The sequence below is a fragment of the Oceanicella sp. SM1341 genome, assembly GCF_003448965.1.
Taxonomy (GTDB): domain Bacteria; phylum Pseudomonadota; class Alphaproteobacteria; order Rhodobacterales; family Rhodobacteraceae; genus Paroceanicella.
The window spans coordinates 1-22,677 of sequence record NZ_QRGC01000029.1 but is presented as its reverse complement, the minus strand read 5'-3'; the positions used below and the strand labels follow the sequence as shown (position 1 = coordinate 22,677).

Below are 22,677 nucleotides of genomic sequence, written 5' to 3'. Positions count from 1 at the left end.
CTACCGCCGAATCCAAAGCCGGAGGGCGGCTACCGCCGAATCCAAGGCCGGAGGGCGGCCACCGTTGCACCCGATGCAACGCCGGGGTGCCTGTGCTTGCGCCCGCGCGCGGCATCGCCTAAATCGCGAGCATGAGCACGCGCAACATCCTCATCCATCCGGATGCCCGCCTGAAGAAGGTCTGCGATCCCGTCTCCGAGGTCACCCCGGAGATGCGCAGCCTCGCCGAGGACATGCTGGAGACCATGTACGACGCCCCCGGCGTCGGGCTCGCCGCACCGCAGGTGGGGGTGCTCTCGCGCGTCTTCGTGATGGACTGCTCGGGCAAGGACGAGGGCGAGGAGCCGATGGTGCTGTTCAACCCCGAGATCACCTGGGCTTCGGAGGAGGTGAACACCCACGAGGAGGGCTGCCTCTCCATCCCCGAGATCTACGAGAACGTCACCCGCCCCGCGAGCGTGCGCATGGCCTTCCTCGACATGGACGGCAAGCCGCAGGAGCGCGAGTTCGACGGGCTCTGGGCCACCTGCGCCCAGCACGAGCTCGACCATCTCAACGGCCGGCTGTTCATCGATTATCTCAGCGCGCTGAAGCGCTCGATGATCACCTCGAAGATGAAGAAGCTGAAGCGGCAGCGCGCGTGATCCGCCCGTTCCTCCAGTGGCCCGACAAGCGGCTGCGCACGCCCTGCGAGCCGGTGGAGGCCGTGGATGACGACGTGCGCGCCACCTGGCAGGACATGCTCGAGAGCATGTACGCGATGCCCGGCGTGGGCCTCGCCGCCTGCCAGATCGGCGTGATGCGCCGCCTTGCGGTGGTCGATTGCTCCGAGGCGCAGAATTCTCCCATCCGCATGGCGAACCCCGAGGTGCTGCACGCCTCGGTGAAGCCGCGCACCCACACCGAGGCGAGCCCGAACCTGCCCGGCCTCCATGCCGAGGTGGAGCGCCCGCGCGCCGTCACCGTGCGCTACATGGACGAGAGCGGGGCCTGGGTGGAGCGCGATTTCGTGCACCTCGAGGCAACCTCGGTGCAGCACCAGATCGACCACCTGAACGGGCTCGTCTACCTCGACCGGCTCAAGCCCGCGCGACGGCAGATGCTGCTCGCGAAATACATGAAGGCCCGGGCCCGGGCCGGGAGGCGCTGATGCGGCTCGTGTTCATGGGCACGCCCGAGTTCTCGGTGCCGGTGCTCGAGGCGCTGGTGGCGGCGGGCCACGAGCTGGCCGCCGTCTATTCCCAGCCGCCGCGCCCGGCGGGCCGGGGCAAGAAGCCGCGCCCCTCGCCGGTGCAGGCGCGGGCCGAGGCGCTGGGCCTGCCCGTGCGCACCCCGCTCAACTTCCGCGACCCGGCCGAGCGCGAGGCCTTCGCCGCGCTCGGCGCCGAGATCGCCGTGGTGGTGGCCTACGGGCTCATCCTGCCGCAGGCGGTGCTCGACGCGCCGGCGCGCGGCTGTCTCAACATCCACGCGAGCCTGCTGCCGCGCTGGCGCGGCGCCGCCCCCATCCACCGCGCGGTGATGGCGGGCGATGCCGAGACCGGCGTGTGCATCATGCAGATGGAAGCCGGGCTCGACACCGGCCCGGTGCTCTTGCGCGAGGCCCTGGCCATCGGGCCGGAGGAGACCACCGGCGCCCTGCACGACCGGCTCTCCGCCCTCGGCGCGCGGCTGATCGTGGAGGCGCTGGCGCAGCCCGGCCTCACCCCCGAGCCGCAGCCGGAGGAAGGCGTGCTCTACGCCGCCAAGATCGACAAGGCCGAGGCAAAGGTGGACTGGACGCGCCCCGCGGCGGAGGTCGACCGGCTGGTGCGCGGCCTCTCGCCCTTCCCCGGCGCCTGGGCGGAGACGGGCCCCGGGCCTGCGCCCGAGCGGGTGAAATTCCTCGCGAGCCGCGTCGTGCCCGGCGCGGGCGAGCCCGGCGAGGTGCTGGCCACCGGGCCCGAGGGGGTGACCGTGGCCTGCGGCGAGGGCGCCGTGTGCCTCACCCGGCTGCAGCGCTCGGGCAAGGGCGCCATGCAGGCAGAGGACTTCCTGCGCGGCTTCCCGCTGGCGGCGGGCTCCCGGTTCGACTGAGCCGGGACGTCGCTCGCCGGCACTCACGTCTCCCGTTGCGGCCGCGGCGCCCCGTGCCGCCGGTGCCTGACGTGCCCGCGCTCCCGGCGCCGCCCCGCGCAAACCGCAGCGCCGGGACAGGCCGCTCCGCCGGCGGACTTGCCATCGCCCGCCCTGCCTGAGCCATCCTCGCTGCCTGCTGCCTGCTGCCTGCTGCCTGCTGCCTGCTGCCTGCTGCCTGCTGCCTGCTGCCTGCTGCCTGCTGCCTGCTGCCTGCTGCCTGCTGCCTGCTGCCTGCCGGATCAGGCCCTGTGTGGACGTCTTCGCCCCGGCGCCGGCAAAGCGCGCCCGCGGTGGCGGGGCCGGCTGCGGTTTCTTCTGCCCCGAGAGGGCCGCCGAGCCCCCCCGCAGGCCGGGGGTGCGGCCGCGGCGGCTCAGGGCCAGGGTTCGCGGGTCAGCGGCCTGGGGAAGGTGATGCCGTCGCGGCTGTGCATGGCGATGTTCACCCGGAAGGCCTCGGCGATGCGCTCGGAGCGGCCGATGAGCAGCTCGGCGGTCTTCGGCGGGCAGAGCGTGGTGGCCGTGTGGCGGAACAGCGCCAGCCAGCGGCGGAACTGCGCGTCTTCCAGCCCGGCGATGCCGAGATGGCGCTGCATGGGCCTGCCGTCGTAGGCGCGCGTGCCCAGCAGGGCGGAGCACCAGAAATCCTCCACCCGCGCCACATGCGTGGCCCATTTCGCATCCGGCACATGGGCGCGGAACAGCGGGCCGATCACCGGGTCGGCGCGGGCGAGGTCGTAGAATCGCGCCACCACCCGGCCGATCATCGCCTCGTCGAGCCCCTCGGCCAGCGCCTCTGCCACCGGCGGCACGGGCGGGCGCGCGGGCCGGCTCATCGACCCGCCTCGCCGGGCGCGCCCGCCGGGCTGATGACGTAGGTGCAGCGCCGGCCGCCGCTCACGATATGCTCCACCCGCTTCACCGCCGCCTCCTCGCCCAGCACCGCCTCGAACACCGCCTGCTCGGCCCGGCAGAAACCCTGGCAATGGCTGGCGGCGGCGCAGATCGGGCAGTGGTTCTCGATCAGCAGCAGGCTGCCGTCCTCGCAGGCCTCGGCATGGGCCATGTAGCCCTCGGCGCTGCGCAGCTCGGCCAGCTTCGCCACCCGGGCGGCCAGGCTGGCGCAGCCGGTCATCTCGGCCTCGTAGAGCCTGCGGGTCGTGGCTTCGCGCGCGGCGATCACCTTGTCGCGCGCCGCGTCGCCCAGCACCTCGGAGATGCTGCGCAGGATGTCGACAGTGAGCGCGGCGTGGCTGTCGGGAAAGCGGGCGTGACCCTTGTCGGTGAGGTGCCACCACACCGCCGGCCGCCCCCGCCCGGAGGCACGGCGCTCCTCGGCCACCAGCCCGTCCTCCGCCAGCTTCTGGAGCTGCTGTCGCGCCGCCTCGCCCGTGGTCTCCAGCCGGTGCCCGAGCTGCGCGGAGGTGAGGGCGCCCTGCATCTTCAGCGCCATCAGGATGCGCTCGGAAGGGGCCCGCGGCGACCATGCGGAATTATCCAAGTCATGTCTTGACATAATGGCTCCGATCTTTTTCAAAGATGTTGCTTGTTTTAATATCGAAGCGCGCGGCCCGGCGCAAGCCCGGCGCGAGAGGAGAACCGAGATGGCCTTCGACCTGCCCGCACTGAACTATTCCGCCTCCGCCCTGGAAGGGCGGGGCATGAGCCAGGAGACGCTGGAGCTGCACCACGACAAGCACCACCAGGCCTACGTGACCGCGCTCAACGGCTTCGTGGAGGCCCAGCCCGACCTGCAGGGCAAGACGCTCGAGGAGATCGTCACCCTCACCTATGGCGACACGGCGCGCGCCGGGGTGTTCAACCAGGCCGGCCAGCACTGGAACCACATCCATTTCTGGAACGCGCTCTCGCCGGAGGGCGGCCGCATGCCCGCGCGGCTGCAGACCCGGCTGGTGGAGGATTTCGGCTCGGTCGACGCGTTCAAGGCGGCGTTCAAGGCCGCGGCGGTGGGGCAGTTCGGCTCTGGCTGGGCCTGGCTGATCCGCAAGCCCGACGGGCGCCTCGGTGTCACGAAGACCCCCAATGGCGTGAACCCGCTGGCCACCGGGGAGGGCACGGCGCTGCTGGGCCTCGACGTGTGGGAGCACAGCTACTACGTGGATTTCCGCAACCGGCGGCCGGACTACGTGGCCAATTTCCTCGACAACCTGGCGAACTACGAGTTCGCCGAGGCCAACCTCGGCTGAGCGGCCCCGAGCCCGTCCCGAGCCCGTCCCGAGCCCGTCCCGCGCGGCGGGCGCGGGACGGGCGCCCGACACCGACCCTCCGAGGCGCCATGACCTACGTCGTCACCGAGAACTGCATCGCCTGCAAGTACATGGACTGCGTGCAGGTGTGCCCCGTCGACTGCTTCCACGAGGGCGAGAACGCCCTGGTGATCGACCCCGGGGAATGCATCGACTGCGGGGTCTGCGAACCCGAGTGCCCGGCGGATGCCATCCGTCCGGACACCGCGCCGGACATGGAGCGCTGGGTGGCGTTCAACCGCCGCTACGCGGCCCTCTGGCCGGTGATCGACACCCCCGGCACCCCGCCGCCGGACGCCGAGGCCATGGACGGGGTGCCGGGCAAGCTGCAGAGCCATTTTTCGCCCGAACCGGGGCGCGGAGACCGATCATGACCCCTTCTCCAGACACGCCGGCCGCAGCCGCGGGCCCGCCGGACCCGCAGCGCTTTCGCGACGCGATGGCGGCGCTGGCGGCCACCACCTGCCTCGTGTCCGCCGCCGGGGACGGGCGGCGGACCGGGCGCATCGTGACCGCGGCCTTCTCGCTGGCGGTGGAGCCGCCGAGCGTGCTGGTCTCGATCCGGGCCGATTCCGAGCTCGCGGCGGTGATCGGCCGCACCGGCGGGCTGTCCTTCGCCATGCTGGGCGAGGTGCAGCGCCCGGTGGCAGAGGCCTTCGCCGGCGGCACGCCGGCAGAGCAGCGCTTCCGCCACGGCGACTGGCGGGCCTGGCCCTCGGGCCACCCGCGGCTGCTGGGCGCGGTGGCCTGCATGGATTGCACGGTGAGCGACGAGGCGGTGATGGCCGGGCACCGGCTGTTCGCCGCCGTGCCCAGGCGCATCGATTTCGACAAGACCCGCGCGCCGCTGGTCTGGCACGATCGCCGTTTCTGCGGTGTGAGGCCGCTGTGAGCCCGCTGCGCAAGACATCAAGGCTTCGCGCCCGGCGGCACCGCCGCCGGCGCGCCCCGGTACAGGACGCATCGCCCGTGAAAACCCTATCCGTGAAGACCTTTCCCTGGCGCCATCTCTGTGCCGGGCTGCTCGCCGCCTTCTTCGTGCTCGGCGGCTCGCTGAACCTCTTCCCCTCCGAGGAGATCCGCGCCGACTACGTGCGCTGGGGCTACCCGGCCTCCTTCCACATCGTCACCGGCATTCTCGAATGGGTCACGGCGGCGCTGCTCGTGGTGCCGTTCAGCCGGCTGGCGGGCAGCCTGCTCGGCGCGGGGGTGATGATCGCCGCCGCCGTGACGGTCGTGGCGAATGGCGAACATGCCCATGCGGTGCCGCCGCTGGTGGTTCTGGCGCTGCTGATGCTCAACGGCTGGCTGACCTGGCGCGGGCGCGCCGCCGGGCGGGACTGAGCCGGCCGCCGGCCGGGGGCGCTCCCGAGCCGGGTGCGAGCCCGCGTGGCCAGCCGCAGGCGGGCCCGGCCCGGGGCCACCCTGCGGGGGAGCCGCGCCGCGCCTGTGCCGGCGCTCTCGCCGGCGGGGGCGGGCGCTCAGCCGCTCAGCCGATCAGCCGATCAGCCGCGGGCGCGGGCGGGCTTGAAGGGCGCCATGCCGGCGCGGGCCAGCGCGTCGGCGCGCTCGTTCTCCGGGTGGCCGGCGTGGCCCTTCACCCATTCCCAGGTCACCTTGTGGCGGCGGTGCGCCTCGTCGAGCCGGCGCCAGAGGTCCTCGTTCTTCACCGGCTTCTTGTCGGAGGTCTTCCAGCCGTTCTTCTTCCAGCCGAACATCCAGGAGGTGATGCCGCCCTTCACGTAGTTGCTGTCGGTGATCACGGTGACGGTGGTGGGCCGCTCCAGCGCCTCGAGCGCCGAGATCGCGGCCATCAGCTCCATGCGGTTGTTGGTGGTCTGGGCCTCGCCGCCCTTGAGCTCGCGCTCCTTGAGCACGGCATCGCCCTCGCGCGCCACCAGCAGGGCGCCCCAGCCCCCGGGGCCGGGGTTTCCGGAGCAGGCACCGTCGGTGTAGGCGAAGAGTTCAGGCATTGCGGCGGGCCTCGATGGTCAGGTTCTCGGACGGGTGGCCGTCGTAATGCTTTCCGGGCCGGCTGTCGATGCTGATGTCCGTGAAACCCGCGGCGGCGAGCAGGCTGCGCAGGTCCTCCGGTGCGTAGTAGGCGTAGTGGCGGCCGAGCCCGTCGCGCCGGTCCTCGGTGCCGGCCTGCAGGCCGATGAGCAGGTGCCCGCCCGGGCGCAGGGCGCGGGCGATGCGCGCGAGGATGTCCGGCATCGCGGCGCGGGCGGCGTGCTGGAGGCTGTAATGCGCCCAGATGCCGTCGAAGGCGGCGGTGTCGGCGAGGGTCTCGACGCGCTCGATGCGCACGGCAAGCCCGTGGCGCGCGGCGGCTTCGGCGGCGAGGCCGGGGGAGGCGTCGATGGCGCTCACCCGGTGGCCGCGGGCCCGCATCTCCGCCGCCGCCCAGCCGGCGCCGCAGCCGAGGTCGAGCAGGTCAGAGGGCGCCTCGAAGCGGCCGAGGAAGCGCGCGAGGCTGCCGGGCACGCGCTCGGGCGTCGACCAGGCGGCGTAGGTGGCGGCCTCGCTGTCATAGAAGCGGGTGGTGGCGAAGGCGTCGAACACGGCGTTCATGTCGGGCGGCTGCAGGGGAAAGTCGAGCGCGCCGGGGATGGGCGCCACCCAGGGCAGGCGCCGGGCGGTGAAGAGGTCGGCCGCCGGGCGGAAGCCGTGCCCGGCATCGAGCGTGCCGCCCTTCACCGCGATGCTCGGCGCGCCACCGGCGTTGATGTGGTAGATGCGCGTGCCGCAGGACGGGCAGAAATGGTAGTGCTTCACCCGGCCGGAATCCGCCTTCGCCTCGAAGAAGGCGGTCTCGCCGGTCAGGGTGAAGCCTTCCGTTGGCACGAACAGCGACAGGCCGAAGGCCGAGGCGCTCTGCGCCTGGCAGGCGGTGCAGTGGCAGCGCGCCATGCCCAGCGGCGCCCCGCCGATGGTGTAGCGCACCGCGCCGCACTGGCAGCCGCCGGTGATGGTGGCGGGGGTGTCCGGGACGGGCGGGCTGTCGGTCATGCGGAGGCTCCGGGGCTGCGTGGCGGGTCGGGACGGGCGGGCGTGGTGGCAGGCGGGGCGGAGTGGCCTGGTACCGGGCGTGCCTGCCGGGCTCGGTGCAGACTGGCAGGCTTGGTGCGAAGGGTCAGGTGTCAGGCTCGGCTGGCAGGGGCGGGGCAGGACGGGCAGTTGTGCGGCATGCCTGGCGGGTGACGAGGGCCGGCGGCTGGTGCAGGGGCGCGGTCGGGCTCGCCGGCCGCGCCTGCGGCGGGCAGCTCAGGCCACCTTCTCGCGCAGAACCCGGGGCACCTTGAACTCGACGTTCTCCTGCGCGGTCTCCACCAGTTCCACGGTCACGTCGTAGCGGGCGCGGAACGCGTCGATCACCTCGTTCACCAGCACCTCGGGCGCGCTCGCCCCGGCGGTGATGCCCACGGCGCGGATGCCGGAAAGGGCGCGCCAGTCGATGTCGGCGGCGCGCTGGACGAGCTGGGAATAGGCGCAGCCGGCGCGCTTGCCCACCTCCACCAGCCGGCGGGAGTTCGACGAGTTCGGCGCCCCGATCACCAGCAGCGCGTCGATCTTCGGCGCCACGGCCTTCACCGCCTCCTGGCGGTTGGTGGTGGCGTAGCAGATGTCTTCCTTGTGCGGGCCCACGATGGCGGGGAAGCGGGCCTTCAGCGCCGCCACGATGCCGGCGGTATCATCGACCGAGAGCGTGGTCTGGGTGATGAAGGCGAGGCGTTCGGGGTCACGCGGGGTCAGGGTGGCGACATCCTCGGCGGTCTCGACCAGCAGCACCTCGCCCTCGGGGAGCTGGCCCATGGTGCCCAGCGTCTCCGGGTGGCCGGCGTGGCCGATCATCACCATCTGCAGGCCGGCGGCATGGTGGCGCTCGGCCTCGACATGAACCTTGGAGACCAGCGGGCAGGTGGCGTCGACGAAGAGCATCTCGCGGCGCGCGGCCTCCGCCGGCACGGCCTTCGGCACGCCATGGGCGGAGAACACCACCGGGCGGTCGGCCGGGCAGTCGTCGAGCTCCTCCACGAAGACGGCGCCCTTGGCGCGCAGCCCGTCCACCACGAAGCGGTTGTGCACGATCTCGTGGCGCACGTAGACCGGCGCGCCCCATTTCTCCAGCGCCATCTCGACGATGCGGATGGCCCGGTCGACCCCGGCGCAGAAGCCGCGGGGGGCGGCGAGATAGAGCATGAGCGGCTCAGGCATGAATGTCTCCCAAGGCGGATGTCGGGCGCAGCTTACCGCGCGTGGAGGGCGGAGGAAACCGCCCCGCGGCATCGTGAACGCGGGGCTCGGCCCGGCTCAGCCCAGCTCAGCCCAGTTCGGTGCGCACGGCGGCGAAGACGGTCTCGAACATCTCCGTGGTCAGCCGGCCGGTGTTGGTGTTGTAGCGCGAGCAATGGTAGCTGTCGAAGAGCTTCAGCCCGCCGATCTCGTGGCGCGCGGCATGGCCGAAGGGATGGGCCGAGAGCTTCGCGCCGAGGGCGCGCAGCGTGCTCTCGTGGCTGATCCGCCCGAGGCAGACGATCGCCTCCAGCCGGGGCAGGGCGGCGATGCGCGCCGCGAGGAACTGCCGGCAGGTGTTGATCTCGGCGCCCACCGGCTTGTTCTGCGGCGGCACGCAGCGCACGGCGTTGGTGACCATGCAATCGGTGAGGACGAGCCCGTCGTCCGGCCGGGCGTCGAACCTGCCGTTCGCCCAGCCGAAGCGGGTGAGCGTGGCGTAGAGCAGGTCGCCCGCGTAATCGCCGGTGAAGGGGCGGCCGGTGCGGTTCGCCCCGGTCACGCCGGGGGCGAGGCCGATCACCAGCAGCCGGGCGTCCGCATCGCCGAAGGAGCGCACGGCGCCGTTGTACCAGCCGGGCTCGCGGGCGCGGACCTCCTCGCGGTAGGCGACGAGCCGGGGGCAGAGGGTGCAGCCGGGCTCGGCTTCCGGGGCGGCGGCGATGGCGGGGAGGCTGGCGGGCAAGGGCTGGAGCTCCTGCTGGTGTCCGGCGGGCGCGGAGCGCGGGGGGCCGGGCGCGGGCAAGGGGAGCGCACCCGGGCGGGGCCGGGCACGCGGGCGCCCCCGGAGGGGCGGCCCCGGTCAGTCGGCGTCAGTCGCCGTTGATCTCGGCGTCCTCGCGCGGCTGGGCCTGCTGCGGGCGCGGCGGGCGGCCGATCACGTCCTTGAGCTCCTCGAGCTCGATGAAGTTGTCGGCCTGGCGGCGCAGCTCGTCGGCGATCATCGGCGGCGAGGAGCGGATGGTCGAGACCACCGACACCCGCACGCCGTGGCGCTGGATGCCGGCCACCAGCGGGCGGAAGTCGCCGTCGCCGGAGAACAGCACCATGTGCTCGATATGCGGGGCCATCTCCATCGCGTCGACCGCGAGCTCGATGTCCATGTTGCCCTTCACCTTGCGCCGGCCCATGGAATCGGTGAATTCCTTGGCGGCCTTGGTGACCATGGTGAAGCCGTTGTAGTCCAGCCAGTCCACCAGGGGGCGGATGGGGGAATACTCCTCGTTCTCGATCAGCGCGGTGTAGTAGAAGGCCCGGACAAGCTTGCCGCGCCGCATGAACTCGGAACGGAGGAGCTTGTAGTCGATGTCGAACCCGAGGGCCTTGGCCGCCGCGTAGAGATTGGAGCCGTCTATGAACAACGCCAGGCGTTCATCGCGGTAAAACATCTGGGGAACCTCCAAATAGATTTTGTCCGCGGGCTTCGTGGTGAGACATCCACATCCCCCCGTGGCAACAGCGCGGTTTTAGGCATTTGGCCCGAAGAAGGAAAGGCGATTAGCGTGGAGGACACATGAATCTGATTTATGTTGCCGTAGGGTCAAACAGGCGTCCCGACGCTGCCGGGGCCGCGGATCCGCTCTCCGCGGCCCTGACGGCGATCATACACGAATCGATCCGCCCGCGGATAGTCTCGCCGTGGTACCGCAGCCCGGCATGGCCAGCGGGAATAGGTCCCGATTTCGTGAACGGTGCGTTTCTCGCCGAGACACAGCTCGGCCCCGAGGAGACCCTCGCTGCATTGCAGCGCGTTGAAAACGCTCTCGGCCGCGTGCGCGAGACGCGCTGGGGCCCGCGGGTGATCGATCTCGACCTGCTGGCCTGGAACGATATCGTGACCCCCGACAGGGCGGAGGTGGAGCGCCTGATGGCCCTCGGGCTGGAGGCGGGAAACCTGCCGGCGCCGGAGCATCTCGTGCTGCCGCACCCCCGCATGCACGAGCGCGGATTCGTGCTCGCCCCGCTACTGCACGTGGCGCCGGACTGGGTGCATCCCCTCACCGGGCTGAGCGTGCGGGAGATGCATGCGCGCCTGCCGGAGGCGGCGCTGGAGGGTGTCATTGAGCTTCAGGGTTGAATGATTCGCCTCTTGCCTTGGCCGCGGCGAGGCCTTAGATACATCCCCTTCGTAATTCCGGAACCAAGTGGAGCATCAGCACATGGCCCGCGTGACAGTCGAAGATTGCGTCGACAAGATCCCGAACCGGTTCGAGCTCGTCATGCTCGCCGCCCACCGTGCGCGCGAGATCGCGACCGGCGCCCCGCTGACCCTCGATCGGGACAACGACAAGAACCCCGTCGTCGCCCTGCGCGAGATCGCCGACGAGACCATTCTCGTCGATGACCTGCGCGAGGCCGCGATCGAGAGCCATCAGCGCCAGATCGAGGTCGACGAGCCGGAGGAGGACGAGATGGCCGCCCTGCTGCTGGCCGACGCCCCGGCGCCCAAGGAAGACGACCTCTCCGAGGAGAAGCTCCTGCGTGCGCTCATGGAGGCGCAGGACCCGAAATGACGACGCAGGGGGGCAGCCGGAGCATGGCCGCCCCCGACGCGCCCTTGGCAGGAGTGAAGGGTGTGGTGACCCGCCCCGACGAGCTGATCGACCTCGTCAAGGCCTACAATCCCAACACAGATGAGGCTTTGATCGAACGGGCCTGGGTCTACGGGGCCCGGGCGCACGCCGGGCAGTTCCGTGCCTCGGGCGAGCCCTATTACAACCACCCCATCGAGGTGGCGAAGATGCTCACCCATCTTCGGCTCGATGACAGCACCATCGTGACCGCGCTGCTGCACGACACGGTGGAGGACAATGCTGGCTGCACCACCGAGGAGGTGGCGGAGATCTTCGGCGAGGAGATCGCCCATCTCGTCGACGGCGTGACCAAGCTCACCAAGCTGCAACTCACCTCCCGCGAGACCGAGCAGGCGGAGAATTTCCGCAAGCTTCTGATGGCGATGTCGCGCGATGTGCGCGTGCTGCTGGTCAAGCTCGCCGACCGTCTGCACAACATGCGGACCATCAAGCACCTCAAGCCCTACAAGCAGGAGCGCAAGGCGCGCGAGACCATGGACATCTATGCGCCGCTCGCCGGCCGCATGGGCATGCAGTGGATGCGCGAGGAGCTGGAGGACCTGTCCTTCCAGGTGCTGAACCCCGATGCCCGCAAGTCGATCATCCACCGCTTCGCCACCCTGCGCAAGGAAAGCGGCGACCTGATCACCCAGATCACCGACGACATCAACGGCGCGCTGGCCAATGCCGGGATCGAGGCCGAGGTCTATGGCCGCGAGAAGCGCCCCTATTCGATCTGGCGCAAGATGGAGGCGAAGGGCGAGGCCTTCCACCGGCTGTCGGACATCTACGGCTTCCGCATCATCACCCGCTCGGTGGACGACACCTACCGCGCGCTGGGCGCCGTGCACCGGCGCTGGGTGGCGGTGCCGGGGCGGTTCAAGGACTACATCTCGCAGCCCAAGTCGAACGGCTACCGCTCGCTGCACACCACCGTGTCGGGGCGCAACGCCAAGCGCGTGGAGGTGCAGATCCGCACCCGCGAGATGCACGAGGTCGCCGAGGCCGGCGTGGCCGCGCACTGGGCCTACCGTGACGGCGTGCCCTCCGACAACCCGTTCGCGGTCGACCCGTTCCGCTGGGTGCGCCAGCTCGCCGAGGAGATCGAGACCACCGAGAACCCGGCCGAGCTGCTCGAGCACGTGAAGCTCGAGATGTTCCAGGACCAGGTGTTCTGCTTCACGCCCAAGGGCGAGGTGGTGAAACTGCCGCGCGGCGCCACGCCGATCGACTTCGCCTATGCCATCCACACCCGCATCGGCCATTCCTGCGTGGGCTCGAAGGTCGACGGCCGGCGCGTGCCGCTGTGGACCAAGCTCAAGAACGGCCAGGCGGTGGAGATCATCCGCGCCGAGGGCCAGCGGCCGCAGTCCTCCTGGGAGGAGATCGTGGTCACCGGCCGGGCGAAATCCGCCATCCGCCGGGCGCTGAAGAACGACCGCCGCGCCGCCGACATCCGCATGGGCCGCGAGATCGCGCGCATCGCCTTCGAGCGCATCGGCAAGCAGGCCACCGACAAGGCGCTCGACACCGCGGCGAAAAGCCTCGCGGTGGGGCGGGGGGACGACCTGCTGGCCAAGCTCGGCTCGGCCGAGATCACCGGGCATGACGTGGTCGCCTGCCTCTACCCCGACCTCGCCACTCCCACGGTGTCCGAGCCGCTGCGCGCCAGCCTGGAGGGGCCGATCTACATCGGTCTCGCCGCCGGGCAGGACGCCATCGCCGGCCCCTGCTGCAGCCCGCTGCCCGGCGAGCGCATCATCGGCATCGCCGAGCGCGGCCGCGGCGTGGTGATCCATGCCATCGACTGCCCCTCCCTCGGCGCCTTCGAGGACCAGATGGAGCGCTGGATCGACCTGCGCTGGAATCCGGACGCGGGGCGGAACGCATCGAACCATGCGCTGCTCGAGATCGTTCTAGCCAATGACCCCGGCGCACTGGGGCGGGTGTGCACCCTGTTCGGAGAGCTGGGCGCGAACATCTCGAACATCGACTTCACCGAGCGGAAGACCGATTTTTACCGCCTCCATGTTGATCTCGAGTTGCGGGATGTGAAACACCTTCACCATATCATTCGTGCGCTTGAGGCCGAGTCGGTTATCACTCAGGTCACGCGTGTGCGCCAGAGTGCCGTAGGGGTGACGGCCGGGGTCGAGTGATCGGGCGCGTCCGGGCGATGTCCGTCCGGAGACAAGGGGAGGCAGAGCGAGCTGCGATGGCTGCAATGCTTGACGGTGGAGTGGAGCCTGTAGACCGGGACATGCGCGGAGCCCGCGCGCCCGGAACGCGTAGCGGATCGCGCGCGTCCCGGGGGCGCTGATGGTCTTCAAGCGGCGTGACAGGCTGCCCCTGGCAGACCGGGCCCGGGAGTTCTTCTATCCCCGCAAGGGCTGGCGGCGGGGCATCGAGTATCTCGGCCACCGGGTGAAGCGGCTGCCCGACAGCCCGCATCGCATCGCGATGGGCTTCGCCGCCGGGGCCTTCGTGTCGTTCAGCCCGATGTTCGGGCTGCATTTCCTCTATGCCGCGGCGGTGGCCTGGCTGGTGCGCGGCAATGTCATTGCCTCGCTGATCGGCACCGCGGTGGGCAACCCGCTCACCTTCCCCTTCATCGCCATCACCTCGCTGGGCATCGGCCGCTGGCTGCTGGGTCGGGGCGACGAGGGCTCGACCTTCAACCAGGTGACCCATGCCTTCGGCGAGGCTTTCGGCGGCATCTGGGAGACGTTCCAGAGCTGGTTCGGCTACGGCCCCAGCGCGCTCGACCGGCTGTTCCTGTTCTTCCACGACGTGTTCCTGCCGTATTTCCTCGGCGGCACCATCGCCGGGCTCGGCTGCGGCGCGGTGATCTACGTGATCTGCCGGGTGCTCGTGGGCGCCTACCAGCGCCGCCGCCGCGGCCAGATGCTTGCGCGCGTGAAGCAGAAGATGGAAGCTGCGGCGCGGAAACGCTCCGAGCAGCAGGGGAAATCCGGGCTCACGCCGAAGATCGACCCCGCCGAGTGACCGTCCCGCGGCGCGCGCCTTGCGCCGCGATACCCCCCGCGGGCACCCCCGCGAAACTGTCCCGCGGGCCCGTCCCGCGCCGAGAGATCACCGCCGCGAGGCACCGCGCCACCGGGCCCGGTCCACGGCACGCCGACCAGAGGACCCGACCGAGATGGCCACCGACACGCCCGCCACACCCCCCGCAAGGCCCCTGGGCCGGCTGCGGCTCGGGGTGAACATCGACCATGTCGCCACGGTGCGCAACGCGCGCGGCGGCGACACGCCGGACCCGGTGCGCGCCGCGCGCCTGGCCGAAGCCGCCGGGGCCGACGGCATCACCGCCCATCTGCGCGAGGACCGCCGCCACATCGGCGACGCCGACATCGAGCGGCTGGTCGCCTCCCTCACCGTGCCGCTGAACTTCGAGATGGCCGCGACGGCGGAGATGCAGGCCATCGCCCTGCGCCACCGCCCGCATGCCGTCTGCCTCGTGCCCGAGCGGCGCGAGGAGCGCACCACCGAGGGCGGGCTGGAGGTGGCGCGCGAGGAGAACCGGCTGGCGCATTTCATCGCGCCGCTGCGCGAGGCCGGTTGCCGGGTGAGCATCTTCATCGCCGCCGACCAGCGCCAGATCGAGGCCGCCGCGCGCATCGGCGCCCCGGTGATCGAGCTGCACACCGGCGCCTATTGCGACGCGCATAACGAGGGCCGCCTCGAGGCGCGCGACGCCGAGCTCGCCCGCCTGCGCGACATGGCCGCCTTTGCCCATTCCATCGGGCTCGAGGTGCATGCCGGCCACGGCATCACCTACGAGACCGTGAAGCCCGTCGCCGCCTTCCCGCAGGTGATGGAGCTCAACATCGGCCACTACCTCATCGGCGAGGCGATCTTCTCCGGGCTCGACAGCGCCATCCGCCGCATGCGCGCGCTGATGGACGAGGCCCGGCGCGAGGCATTCGGCGACGCGGGCGCCGCATGATCCTCGGGGTCGGGACCGACCTTGCCAACATCGAGCGGATCGGGGGCACGCTGGAGCGCTTCGGCCCCCGCTTCGTCAACCGTGTCTTCACCGAGATCGAGCAGAACCGCTCCGAGCGCCGCCGCGAGCGCGTTGCCTCCTATGCCAAGCGCTGGGCGGCGAAGGAGGCCTGTTCCAAGGCGCTGGGCACCGGCCTGCGCATGGGCATCGCCTGGATCGAGATGGAGGTGGTGAACCTCCCCACCGGCCAGCCCACCATGCGGCTCTCGGGCGGCGCGGCGGAGCGGCTGGCGCGCATGCTGCCCGAGGGGCATGCGCCGCACATCCATGTCTCGCTCACCGACGATCACCCCTGGGCGCAGGCCTTCGTGGTGATCGAGGCCTGGCCGGAGGGGGGCCGGGCGGGGCAGGGGTTCGCGGCGCCGTGACAGGGGCCGGGCCTTCCTTGACAGCGCCCGCCCGAGGCGCGACAACCCGCCCGGCCGCGCCCCCGCGCCGGGCACAGATTTGACCAGCCCTCCCGCGTCCTGCGGCGGGCACCGATTGACCAGCCCGGTCGCGTCCCTGCGCGGGCTCCGATGGAACGGAACGAGATGAGCACCAAGGCGAAGAGCGGAAGCAGCAGCATTGTCGAACTGGTCAAGACCGTGGTCTATGCGCTGCTCATCGCGGCGGTGTTCCGCACCCTGCTGTTCCAGCCGTTCTGGATCCCGTCGGGCTCGATGAAGCCGACGCTGCTGATCGGCGATTTCCTGTTCGTGAACAAGTTCGCCTACGGCTACTCGCGCAATTCCTGCCCGTTCTCGGCCTGTCCCTTCTCCGGGCGCATCTGGGCCAGCGAGCCGGAGCGGGGCGACGTGATCGTGTTCCGCCACCCGCGCACCGGCGAGGATTACGTGAAGCGGCTCATCGGCCTGCCGGGCGACCGGGTGCAGGTGAAGGAGTCGCAGCTCTACATCAACGGCGCGGCCGTGGAGACGCAGGTCGCCCCCGATTTCGTCGAGCCCTACGTGGCCCAGGGGCTGCAGACCCATCCCGGCTCGCGGCCGAACTGCATCAACGGCCCGGTGGCCCAGGGCGCCGATTGCGTGAAGCGCGCCTTCACCGAGACCCTGCCTGGCGGTGTCACGCATGAAATCCTTGATGTGACCGAGACGCGGGGCGACAATACGGTCGAGTTCACCGTGCCGCCGGGGGAGTATTTCTTCATGGGCGACAACCGGGACAATTCCATCGACAGCCGCTTCTCGCAGTCCGAGGGCGGGGTGGGGTTCGTGCCCTTCGAGAACCTGATCGGCCGGGCGGACCGGATCATCTTCTCCTCCGCCGGCGACAGCCTGCTCGCCTTCTGGGACTGGCGCGCCGACCGTTTCTTCAAGGCCGTCGAGTGAGCGGCGCGCGCGCATCCGCCGGGCCCCTCGCGGGGCTCTCGCAGGCCGGCCGGCGGGCCGGCCGCGCCTGATGGCTGCGCGCGCCGAGGTTCTGGCCCGTGTCGAGGCACGGATCGGGCACGTGTTTGCCCGCATCGCCCTGCTCGACGAGGCGCTCACCCATGCCTCCTTCTCCACCGCCGTGCGCCCGGACAACCAGCGGCTCGAGTTCCTGGGCGACCGGGTGCTGGGGCTGGTGATCGCCGAGGCGCTGCTCGAGCAGGATCCCGGCGCGGCCGAGGGCGTGCTCGCGCCGCGGCTCAACGCGCTGGTGCGCAAGGAGACCTGCGCCGAGGTTGCGGGCGCGCTCGACCTTGGTGCGGCCATCGTGATGGGGCGTTCGGAGATGCTCTCGGGCGGGCGGCGCAAGCAGGCCATCCTGGGCGACGCGATGGAATCGGTGATCGCGGCGGTCTATCTCGACGCCGGGCTCGACGTGGCGCGCGCCTTCATCCTGCGCGCCTGGGCCGGGCGGATCGAGACCGCGGAGGCCCGGGCGGCGGATGCGAAGAGCGCGCTGCAGGAATGGGCGCAGGGGCGTGGCCAGGTGCCGCCCGAATATTGCGAGATCGGGCGCAGCGGGCCGCCGCATGCGCCGGTGTTCACCATCGAGGTCCGGCTGGCGAGCGGTGAGCGCGCCGTGGCCCAGGCCCGGTCGAAACGTGCGGCACAGCAATCGGCGGCCTCTGCGCTGCTCAAGTCACTGGAGACCGGAGATGAATGAGGAAGCGACCCGCTGCGGGTTCGTGGCCCTGATCGGCGAGCCGAATGCCGGCAAGTCGACCCTGCTCAACCGCATGGTGGGGGCGAAGGTCTCCATCGTCACGCACAAGGTGCAGACCACGCGCACCCGCATCCGCGGCGTGGCGCTGGAGGGGGCGGCGCAGGTGGTGTTCGTCGACACGCCGGGCCTGTTCCGCCCGCGCCGTCGGCTCGACCGCGCGATGGTGGCCGCCGCCTGGACCGGCGCCTCGGACGCCGACGTGATCGTGCTGCTGATCGAGGCGCATCGCGGCATCACCCCGGGGGTGGAGGCGATCCTCGAGACCCTGGCCGAGCAGGCCGGCACCCGCCCCGTGGTGCTGGCGATCAACAAGATCGACCGGGTGAAGGCCGAGGCGCTGCTCGCCCTCTCCGAGGCGATGAACGCGAAGCGCGACTTCGCCGCCACCTTCATGATCTCGGCCGAGCGCGGCCACGGCGTGAAGGACCTGAAGGCCTGGCTGGGCGAGCGCATGCCCGCCGGCCCCTGGCTTTACCCCGAGGACCAGATCGCCGACCTGCCGCTGCGGATGATCGCCGCCGAGATGACCCGCGAGAAGCTCACCCTGCGCCTGCACGAGGAACTGCCCTACCAGCTCACCGTGGAGACCGAGAGCTGGAAGGAGCACGACAACGGCTCCGTGCGCATCGACCAGGTGGTCTACGTGGCGCGCGACGGGCACAAGGGCATCGTGCTGGGGGCGAAGGGCGAGACGATCAAGGCCGTGGGCTCCGCCGCCCGGGCCGAGCTGCGCGAGTTCCTCGACCGCGACGTGCACCTGTTCCTGCAGGTGCGGGTGCGGCCGAACTGGCTGGAGGAGCCGGAGCGCTACTCCGAGATGGGGCTCGACTTCAAGGACGGCGCATGAGAGGGCGAGCGCGCGCCTCGGGGAGGGGGCAGGCCCCCTCCGCCTCGGCACGCGCGTCGGGCCCTTGCGGGCCCTCCGGTCCTGGCGGGTCCCGCCGCGCCCCGGAGCGGGCGTGGCGAGCGCCGAGCGGGGGCTCGATGCCCCCCGAGGCGCTGCGCCCGGCCGGTCGCGGCGCTGCCGCCGGGGGGGAGTGATGGCCCGGCTCGCCTCCGGTTTCTGGGTGGGCGCCTACCTGCAGCGCCTGCGGCTCGCCGACATCCCGGTCTATGTCACCGCCCGCGGAGACGAGGAGGCCGGCGCCGTGCTGGTGAAGCTCTGCACGCTCGACGGCCGCGCCCGGTGCTTCCACCGCATCACCACGCTCGAGGGCCGGCGCTGGGACGTGCTGGCCGAGGGCGCGGAGCCGGAGGTCGATGCCGCCATCGCCCGCCAGCGCGGTTTCGATCCCGACATCTGGGTGATCGAGGTCGAGAGCCGCGAGGGCCGGCACCTGCTGGAGCAGGACGGGCTGGCGGAGTAGCGCGGCGCGCCCCTCGGGGTGGCTTCAGCGGCTTTCGCCGAACAGGCCGGCGACGAGGGCGCTCAGGGCTTCGGCGAGGGCCTCGGCCTCCGGGCCGGAGGTTTCCACCTCGATGGAGGTGCCCTTGGCGGCGGCGAGCATGAGCAGGCCCATGATGCTGTCGCCCGAGACGGTCATGCCGTCGCGGCTCACCCGGGCGCTGGCGTCAAACCGCTCCACGGTTTCGACGAAGCGGGCCGAGGCGCGGGCGTGCAGCCCCTTCTCGTTGCGGATCTCGAGGCTCAGGGTCATCTGGGGATCATCTGCGGGGCTCTGCCGCCTTCGCTGCCTGACGGGGTCACTGCTGGACGGGCTCGGTGCGGCCGCCGGAGAGGATGGCGCCCGCGGAGTTGATGTACTTGTGCCCGGCGTCGAGCGCGAGCGCCACGCTTTCGCCCAGGGGCAGGTGCCGGGTCTTGCCCAGCTTGACCAGCAGCGGCAGGTTGGCGCCGTAGATCACCTCCACGTTGCCCATCCGGCAGGTGCCCATGGCGAGGTTGGAGGGGGTGCCGCCGAACATGTCCGTGATCACCACCGTGCCCGAGCCGTCCTCCACCTCGCGCACCGCCTGGCGGATCTCCTCCTGCTTGGCGCGCAGGTCGTCGTCGGGCGCGATGCCGATGGCGCGGGCGCCGGGCTGCTTGCCGACCACGTGCTCGAGCGTCGCGAGCATCTCGCGAGCAAGTCCGCCATGGGCCACGATCACAAGACCGATCATCGGTCACTTCCCCTTCCGGGCATTTGCGCTCCTGCCCAGCCGCTCGAGTTCACGGTGGCGAATAGACACAGGCCAGCCTGCGAGTTCAAGCCGTTTTGCGGCGGCCTCGGCCACGCAGACGGACCTGTGTTGCCCGCCGGTACACCCGAAGCCGATGCTCAGGTATGCCTTGCCTTCATCCCGGTAGGCCGGGAGGAGGTCTGATATGAGACCGGTAAAACGTGAAAAAAAGGTCTCGAAGCGGGGGTCGGCGGTCACATGCTCGGCAACTGCCGTGTCCCGGCCGTCGAGCGGGCGCAGCTCGGGGATCCAGTGCGGGTTCGACAGGAAGCGCATGTCGAACATGATGTCGAGCCCGCCGGGGATGCCGCGCTTGTAGGAGAAGGACACCACCGAGACCGCCAGCCCCTGGGTGGCGGCACCGCCGAACCAGCTCTGCAGCTCGGCCTTCAGCTCGTGCGGGGTGAGGTCGGTGGTGTCGATCAGGATGTCGGCCATCTCGCGCAGCGGGTGGAGGAGCGCGTGCTCGCGGGCGAGCCCGGCCTCGGGACTGCCGCCGGGGGCGAGCGGGTGGCGCCGGCGGGTTTCCGAGAAGCGGCGCAGCAGCACGGTGTCGGCGCAGTCGAGGTAGAGCAGCGTGCCGGAGAGGTTGGGCACGTCGCGCAGGGTGAGGGCGGTTTCGGCCAGCGCGCCGGGGGTGAAGCCGCGGGTGCGCGCGTCGATGCCGATGGCGAGCGGCCGGCCGGAGGTGTCGGAGCCCTGCAGCAGCCGGGGCACCAGGCTCAGCGGCAGGTTGTCGATCACCTCGAAGCCCAGGTCCTCCAGCGCGCGGATGGCGGTGCTGCGCCCGGCGCCGGACGGGCCGGTGACGAAGACCACCACCTGGGTGTCGCGCCCGGGCGGCACATGCGGCGACGGGTGGGAGGCGCTGTCGCGCGGGTCGGTGCTCATGGGATCTCCAGCAGGCGGGCGCCGGGGCGCAGGGCGGCAGTGAGCGTGGCGGCGAGGTCGGGGTGGCCGCGGCCGCGCAGGCTGCGCAGCTCCACGTCGAGCAGGCTGCGGAAGCGCGGCGGCGGCAGGCGGTCCGGCTCGGGCTCGTCGAGGTCGACATGCAGCTCGAGCGGGATGTCGCGCACCCGCGGCATCTGCACGAGGCCGATGCCGCGCGCCTCGATGCGCCCGGCGATGGCGGCGGGAGCGACGGCGATCAGCCGCGAGCCGGCGCGGCGCAGGATCACCCCGTCATCGGCCACCAGCCGGGCACCGAGCGCGATCATCCGCAGGCACAGGAGCGACTTGCCCGCCCCCGGCGCGCCGGTGACCAGCAGCCCGCGCATGCCCACCGCCACGCAGCTTGCCTGCGTGAGGGTCATGCGGCCGGGGGGCGGGGGCGGCAGGGGAGGTCTCATCGCGGCAGCTCCACGCGGAAACAGGCGCCGCCGGGGCTGCCGTCGGGGCGGGCGGGGCGGTTCTCGGCCCAGATGCGGCCGCCGTGGGCGTCGACGATCTGGCGCGAGATGCTCAGCCCGAGGCCGGAATGGCCGCCGAACTCCTGCTCCGGGCGCTCGGAGTAGAAGCGGCGGAAGATGTCGTCGAGGTTTTCCGGAGGCAGGCCGGGGCCGGTGTCGCGCACGCTCACCTCGATGTCGCCGCCCGGGGCGCGGCGCGCGCTCACCACCACCAGCCCGCCGGGGGGCAGGAAGGAGACGGCGTTGTCGATGAGGTTTATGAACACGCGCGCGAGGCGGGTCTCGAGCCCGGTGAGCAGCAGCGGGTCGGCCGGCAGGTCGGCGAGCAGGTGGCCGCGGCGGCCGTCCGCCGGCGGGGCCTCCACCTCGGTGAGCATGCGCAGCAGGCCGGTGAGCGAGAAGGTGGTGCGGTCCTCGCGGCCCATCTCGCTGTCGAGGCGGGAGGAGTTGGAGATGTCGGTCACCAGCCGGTCGAGGCGCATCACGTCGGTCTCGATCACCCGCATCAGGCGCTGGCGGGCGGGCCCGCGCCCGGGCGCCACGCGCAGGGTTTCCACGGCGGAGCGCAGCGAGGTGAGCGGGTTGCGGATCTCGTGGGCCACGTCGGCGGCGAAGCGCTCGGTGGCCTCTACCCGCTCAAGCAGCGCCGCGGTCATGCCGCGCATGGCGCCGGAGAGATGGCCGATCTCGTCGCGCCGGGCGGTGAGATCGGGGATCTGGATGCGCCCGGGGTCGAGGAAGCGGCGCGAGCGGCCCTGGCCGCGCTCGGCGGCGGCGGCGAGGCGGCGGATCGGCAGGGCGATGGTGTTGGCGAGCACCAGCGAGAGCAGCACCGAGATCGCGGCGGCCACGGCGGCCATCTGGATGATGCGGTTGCGCTCGTAGCGGATGAGATCGTCGATGTCGCCGCGCCGGGTGGCGACACGCACCACGCCGATGATGCCCTCGGCCACCTCGATGGGGATGGCGGCGGCGATGATGGTCTGCCGGTCGGGGCCGGTCTCGTGGTAGATGCCCGAGCGTCCGACGAGGGCGGCGCGCACCCGGGGATCGTCGCTCGGCGCGGCACCGGCGAGGCTGTCGGCGGCCGCCGCGGCGGCGGAGGCGTCCGGCGTGTCGGGGTCGGTGATGAGCGCGCCGAGCCGGGTGAACAGGTCGGGCCGCGCGGCGCCCTCGATGCCGTCGTGCATCTCGGGGGGCAGGGGCACCTCGAGGTTCGGCAGGGCGGCGGGCTCCTCCCCGGTGTCGACCACCAGCCTGCCGGCGCGGTCGAAGATCTGCAGGCGGCTGCCGCTCACCTGCTGGAACAGCCGGGCCTGTTCGAAGGCGGGCAGGAGGCGGTCCTTCAGCTCGTTGCCCGGGCGCATGGCGATGCTGCCGGCCACCAGCCGGGCCTCGGTCGCCAGCGCGCTGGTGCGCTCGCGCAGCAGCGCGTCCTCGAAGCGGGTGAGGTAGAGGATGCCGCAGACCAGCGCGCCGAGCGCGATCATGTTGATGCCGATGATGCGGCGGGCAAGCGGCGAGCGCAGGCCGCTGCGCAGCATGGACTGGGGCGGGGCGGGGCGGCGGGGCGTCGGGCCCGGGCCGGGCGGCGCGGGGGGCGACGGTTCGCCGGCCGCGGGGGAGGGGCCCGGCTCCGGCGGGCGGTGGCG

Annotated in this window: 29 protein-coding genes; 17 read left to right on the top strand and 12 right to left on the bottom strand. The window is 71.6% G+C overall.

What is annotated here, in order from left to right:
* The first annotated feature begins 131 nt into the window (after nucleotides 1–131).
* Genes def (D3P35_RS20740) through fmt form a run of 3 tightly spaced genes read left to right on the top strand, consistent with a single transcriptional unit; the run spans nucleotide 132 to nucleotide 2,076 of the window.
* Nucleotides 132–644: a peptide deformylase gene (gene def, locus D3P35_RS20740; protein ID WP_118137453.1), complete on the top strand. Its 513-nt coding sequence runs from the start codon at nucleotides 132–134 to the stop codon at nucleotides 642–644.
* On the top strand, nucleotides 641–1,150 hold the full coding sequence (def, locus tag D3P35_RS20735) for a peptide deformylase (RefSeq protein WP_118137451.1): 510 nt from the start codon (nucleotides 641–643) through the stop codon (nucleotides 1,148–1,150). Before def (D3P35_RS20740) ends, def (D3P35_RS20735) begins: the two co-directional genes overlap by 4 nt.
* A complete protein-coding gene (gene fmt / locus D3P35_RS20730; RefSeq protein ID WP_118137449.1) occupies nucleotides 1,150–2,076 on the top strand; it encodes a methionyl-tRNA formyltransferase in 927 nt (308 codons plus the stop codon). The genes def (D3P35_RS20735) and fmt overlap by 1 nt, the downstream gene beginning before the upstream one ends.
* A 413-nt stretch (nucleotides 2,077–2,489) precedes the next feature.
* Here the strand turns inward: fmt and D3P35_RS20725 are convergent, their stop codons facing one another.
* A complete protein-coding gene (locus D3P35_RS20725) occupies nucleotides 2,490–2,951 on the bottom strand; it encodes a group III truncated hemoglobin (protein WP_118137447.1) in 462 nt (153 codons plus the stop codon).
* Complete coding sequence (locus tag D3P35_RS20720; protein WP_232830586.1) at nucleotides 2,948–3,616, bottom strand: metalloregulator ArsR/SmtB family transcription factor; 669 nt, start codon at nucleotides 3,614–3,616, stop codon at nucleotides 2,948–2,950. The genes D3P35_RS20725 and D3P35_RS20720 overlap by 4 nt, the downstream gene beginning before the upstream one ends.
* A gap of 103 nt (nucleotides 3,617–3,719) precedes the next feature.
* Here D3P35_RS20720 and D3P35_RS20715 point away from each other — a divergent pair, with 103 nt between their 5' ends.
* The 4 genes from D3P35_RS20715 (at nucleotide 3,720) to D3P35_RS20700 (ending at nucleotide 5,726) form a co-directional block, all read left to right on the top strand.
* On the top strand, nucleotides 3,720–4,322 hold the full coding sequence (locus D3P35_RS20715) for a superoxide dismutase (protein WP_118137443.1): 603 nt from the start codon (nucleotides 3,720–3,722) through the stop codon (nucleotides 4,320–4,322).
* Nucleotides 4,323–4,411: 89 nt separating this feature from the next.
* On the top strand, nucleotides 4,412–4,756 hold the full coding sequence (fdxA, locus tag D3P35_RS20710) for a ferredoxin FdxA (RefSeq protein WP_118137441.1): 345 nt from the start codon (nucleotides 4,412–4,414) through the stop codon (nucleotides 4,754–4,756).
* Nucleotides 4,753–5,274 (top strand): flavin reductase, encoded by a 522-nt coding sequence (locus D3P35_RS20705; RefSeq protein WP_118137439.1) that lies wholly within the window; start codon nucleotides 4,753–4,755, stop codon nucleotides 5,272–5,274. The genes fdxA and D3P35_RS20705 overlap by 4 nt, the downstream gene beginning before the upstream one ends.
* Before the next feature lie 77 nt (nucleotides 5,275–5,351).
* Nucleotides 5,352–5,726 (top strand): DoxX family protein, encoded by a 375-nt coding sequence (locus D3P35_RS20700; RefSeq protein WP_232830585.1) that lies wholly within the window; start codon nucleotides 5,352–5,354, stop codon nucleotides 5,724–5,726.
* 161 nt (nucleotides 5,727–5,887) lie between these two features.
* Here the strand turns inward: D3P35_RS20700 and rnhA are convergent, their stop codons facing one another.
* The 5 genes from rnhA to D3P35_RS20675 form a co-directional block, all read right to left on the bottom strand.
* Nucleotides 5,888–6,355, bottom strand: a complete 468-nt coding sequence (gene rnhA, locus D3P35_RS20695) for a ribonuclease HI (protein ID WP_118137435.1) — start codon at nucleotides 6,353–6,355, stop codon at nucleotides 5,888–5,890.
* Nucleotides 6,348–7,394: a GFA family protein gene (locus tag D3P35_RS20690; RefSeq protein WP_118137433.1), complete on the bottom strand. Its 1,047-nt coding sequence runs from the start codon at nucleotides 7,392–7,394 to the stop codon at nucleotides 6,348–6,350. Before D3P35_RS20690 ends, rnhA begins: the two co-directional genes overlap by 8 nt.
* 255 nt (nucleotides 7,395–7,649) lie before the next feature.
* Nucleotides 7,650–8,600: a 4-hydroxy-3-methylbut-2-enyl diphosphate reductase gene (gene ispH, locus D3P35_RS20685; protein ID WP_118137431.1), complete on the bottom strand. Its 951-nt coding sequence runs from the start codon at nucleotides 8,598–8,600 to the stop codon at nucleotides 7,650–7,652.
* A gap of 106 nt (nucleotides 8,601–8,706) precedes the next feature.
* Nucleotides 8,707–9,363 carry a uracil-DNA glycosylase gene (locus D3P35_RS20680; protein ID WP_118137429.1) on the bottom strand — a complete coding sequence of 219 codons (657 nt, stop codon included), beginning with the start codon at nucleotides 9,361–9,363 and terminating at the stop codon, nucleotides 8,707–8,709.
* Between the two features lie 127 nt (nucleotides 9,364–9,490).
* On the bottom strand, nucleotides 9,491–10,066 hold the full coding sequence (locus D3P35_RS20675) for an NYN domain-containing protein (RefSeq protein ID WP_118137427.1): 576 nt from the start codon (nucleotides 10,064–10,066) through the stop codon (nucleotides 9,491–9,493).
* Between the two features lie 125 nt (nucleotides 10,067–10,191).
* On the opposite strand from D3P35_RS20675, the gene folK reads away from it, so the two are divergent.
* The 10 genes from folK (at nucleotide 10,192) to D3P35_RS20625 (ending at nucleotide 18,799) form a co-directional block, all read left to right on the top strand.
* A complete protein-coding gene (gene folK, locus D3P35_RS20670; RefSeq protein WP_118137425.1) occupies nucleotides 10,192–10,755 on the top strand; it encodes a 2-amino-4-hydroxy-6-hydroxymethyldihydropteridine diphosphokinase in 564 nt (187 codons plus the stop codon).
* 82 nt (nucleotides 10,756–10,837) lie between these two features.
* A complete protein-coding gene (gene rpoZ, locus D3P35_RS20665) occupies nucleotides 10,838–11,191 on the top strand; it encodes a DNA-directed RNA polymerase subunit omega (protein ID WP_118137423.1) in 354 nt (117 codons plus the stop codon).
* A 23-nt stretch (nucleotides 11,192–11,214) separates the two neighbouring features.
* The gene (locus D3P35_RS20660; RefSeq protein ID WP_370032120.1) at nucleotides 11,215–13,410 is read left to right on the top strand and encodes a bifunctional (p)ppGpp synthetase/guanosine-3',5'-bis(diphosphate) 3'-pyrophosphohydrolase; all 2,196 of its coding nucleotides are present in this window, start codon (nucleotides 11,215–11,217) and stop codon (nucleotides 13,408–13,410) included.
* Between the two features lie 160 nt (nucleotides 13,411–13,570).
* Entirely contained in the window at nucleotides 13,571–14,257 is a 687-nt protein-coding gene (locus D3P35_RS20655) for a DUF2062 domain-containing protein (RefSeq protein WP_118137421.1), read from the top strand.
* Nucleotides 14,258–14,411: 154 nt separating this feature from the next.
* Entirely contained in the window at nucleotides 14,412–15,218 is an 807-nt protein-coding gene (locus D3P35_RS20650) for a pyridoxine 5'-phosphate synthase (RefSeq protein ID WP_118137419.1), read from the top strand.
* A complete protein-coding gene (gene acpS / locus D3P35_RS20645) occupies nucleotides 15,215–15,646 on the top strand; it encodes a holo-ACP synthase (protein ID WP_118137417.1) in 432 nt (143 codons plus the stop codon). Before D3P35_RS20650 ends, acpS begins: the two co-directional genes overlap by 4 nt.
* 165 nt (nucleotides 15,647–15,811) lie before the next feature.
* The gene (gene lepB / locus D3P35_RS20640; RefSeq protein WP_118137415.1) at nucleotides 15,812–16,609 is read left to right on the top strand and encodes a signal peptidase I; all 798 of its coding nucleotides are present in this window, start codon (nucleotides 15,812–15,814) and stop codon (nucleotides 16,607–16,609) included.
* Between the two features lie 70 nt (nucleotides 16,610–16,679).
* Nucleotides 16,680–17,372 carry a ribonuclease III gene (rnc, locus tag D3P35_RS20635; RefSeq protein ID WP_118137413.1) on the top strand — a complete coding sequence of 231 codons (693 nt, stop codon included), beginning with the start codon at nucleotides 16,680–16,682 and terminating at the stop codon, nucleotides 17,370–17,372.
* The gene (era, locus tag D3P35_RS20630; protein WP_118137411.1) at nucleotides 17,365–18,279 is read left to right on the top strand and encodes a GTPase Era; all 915 of its coding nucleotides are present in this window, start codon (nucleotides 17,365–17,367) and stop codon (nucleotides 18,277–18,279) included. Before rnc ends, era begins: the two co-directional genes overlap by 8 nt.
* 193 nt (nucleotides 18,280–18,472) lie before the next feature.
* Nucleotides 18,473–18,799 (top strand): DUF1491 family protein, encoded by a 327-nt coding sequence (locus tag D3P35_RS20625; RefSeq protein ID WP_118137409.1) that lies wholly within the window; start codon nucleotides 18,473–18,475, stop codon nucleotides 18,797–18,799.
* 24 nt (nucleotides 18,800–18,823) lie between these two features.
* Here D3P35_RS20625 and D3P35_RS20620 read toward each other — a convergent pair whose 3' ends face one another.
* The 5 genes from D3P35_RS20620 to D3P35_RS20600 all read right to left on the bottom strand — a co-directional run.
* Nucleotides 18,824–19,090, bottom strand: coding sequence for an HPr family phosphocarrier protein (locus D3P35_RS20620; protein ID WP_118137407.1), 267 nt, complete (start codon nucleotides 19,088–19,090; stop codon nucleotides 18,824–18,826).
* A gap of 46 nt (nucleotides 19,091–19,136) precedes the next feature.
* On the bottom strand, nucleotides 19,137–19,556 hold the full coding sequence (locus D3P35_RS20615) for a PTS sugar transporter subunit IIA (protein WP_118137405.1): 420 nt from the start codon (nucleotides 19,554–19,556) through the stop codon (nucleotides 19,137–19,139).
* Between the two features lie 3 nt (nucleotides 19,557–19,559).
* Entirely contained in the window at nucleotides 19,560–20,507 is a 948-nt protein-coding gene (rapZ, locus tag D3P35_RS20610) for an RNase adapter RapZ (RefSeq protein WP_118137403.1), read from the bottom strand.
* A complete protein-coding gene (locus D3P35_RS20605; RefSeq protein WP_232830584.1) occupies nucleotides 20,504–20,965 on the bottom strand; it encodes an HPr kinase/phosphorylase in 462 nt (153 codons plus the stop codon). Before D3P35_RS20605 ends, rapZ begins: the two co-directional genes overlap by 4 nt.
* Nucleotides 20,962–22,677, bottom strand: a 1,716-nt coding sequence (locus tag D3P35_RS20600; RefSeq protein WP_118137399.1) for an ATP-binding protein, incomplete at its 5' end; no start/stop codon positions are given. The genes D3P35_RS20600 and D3P35_RS20605, both read right to left, overlap by 4 nt.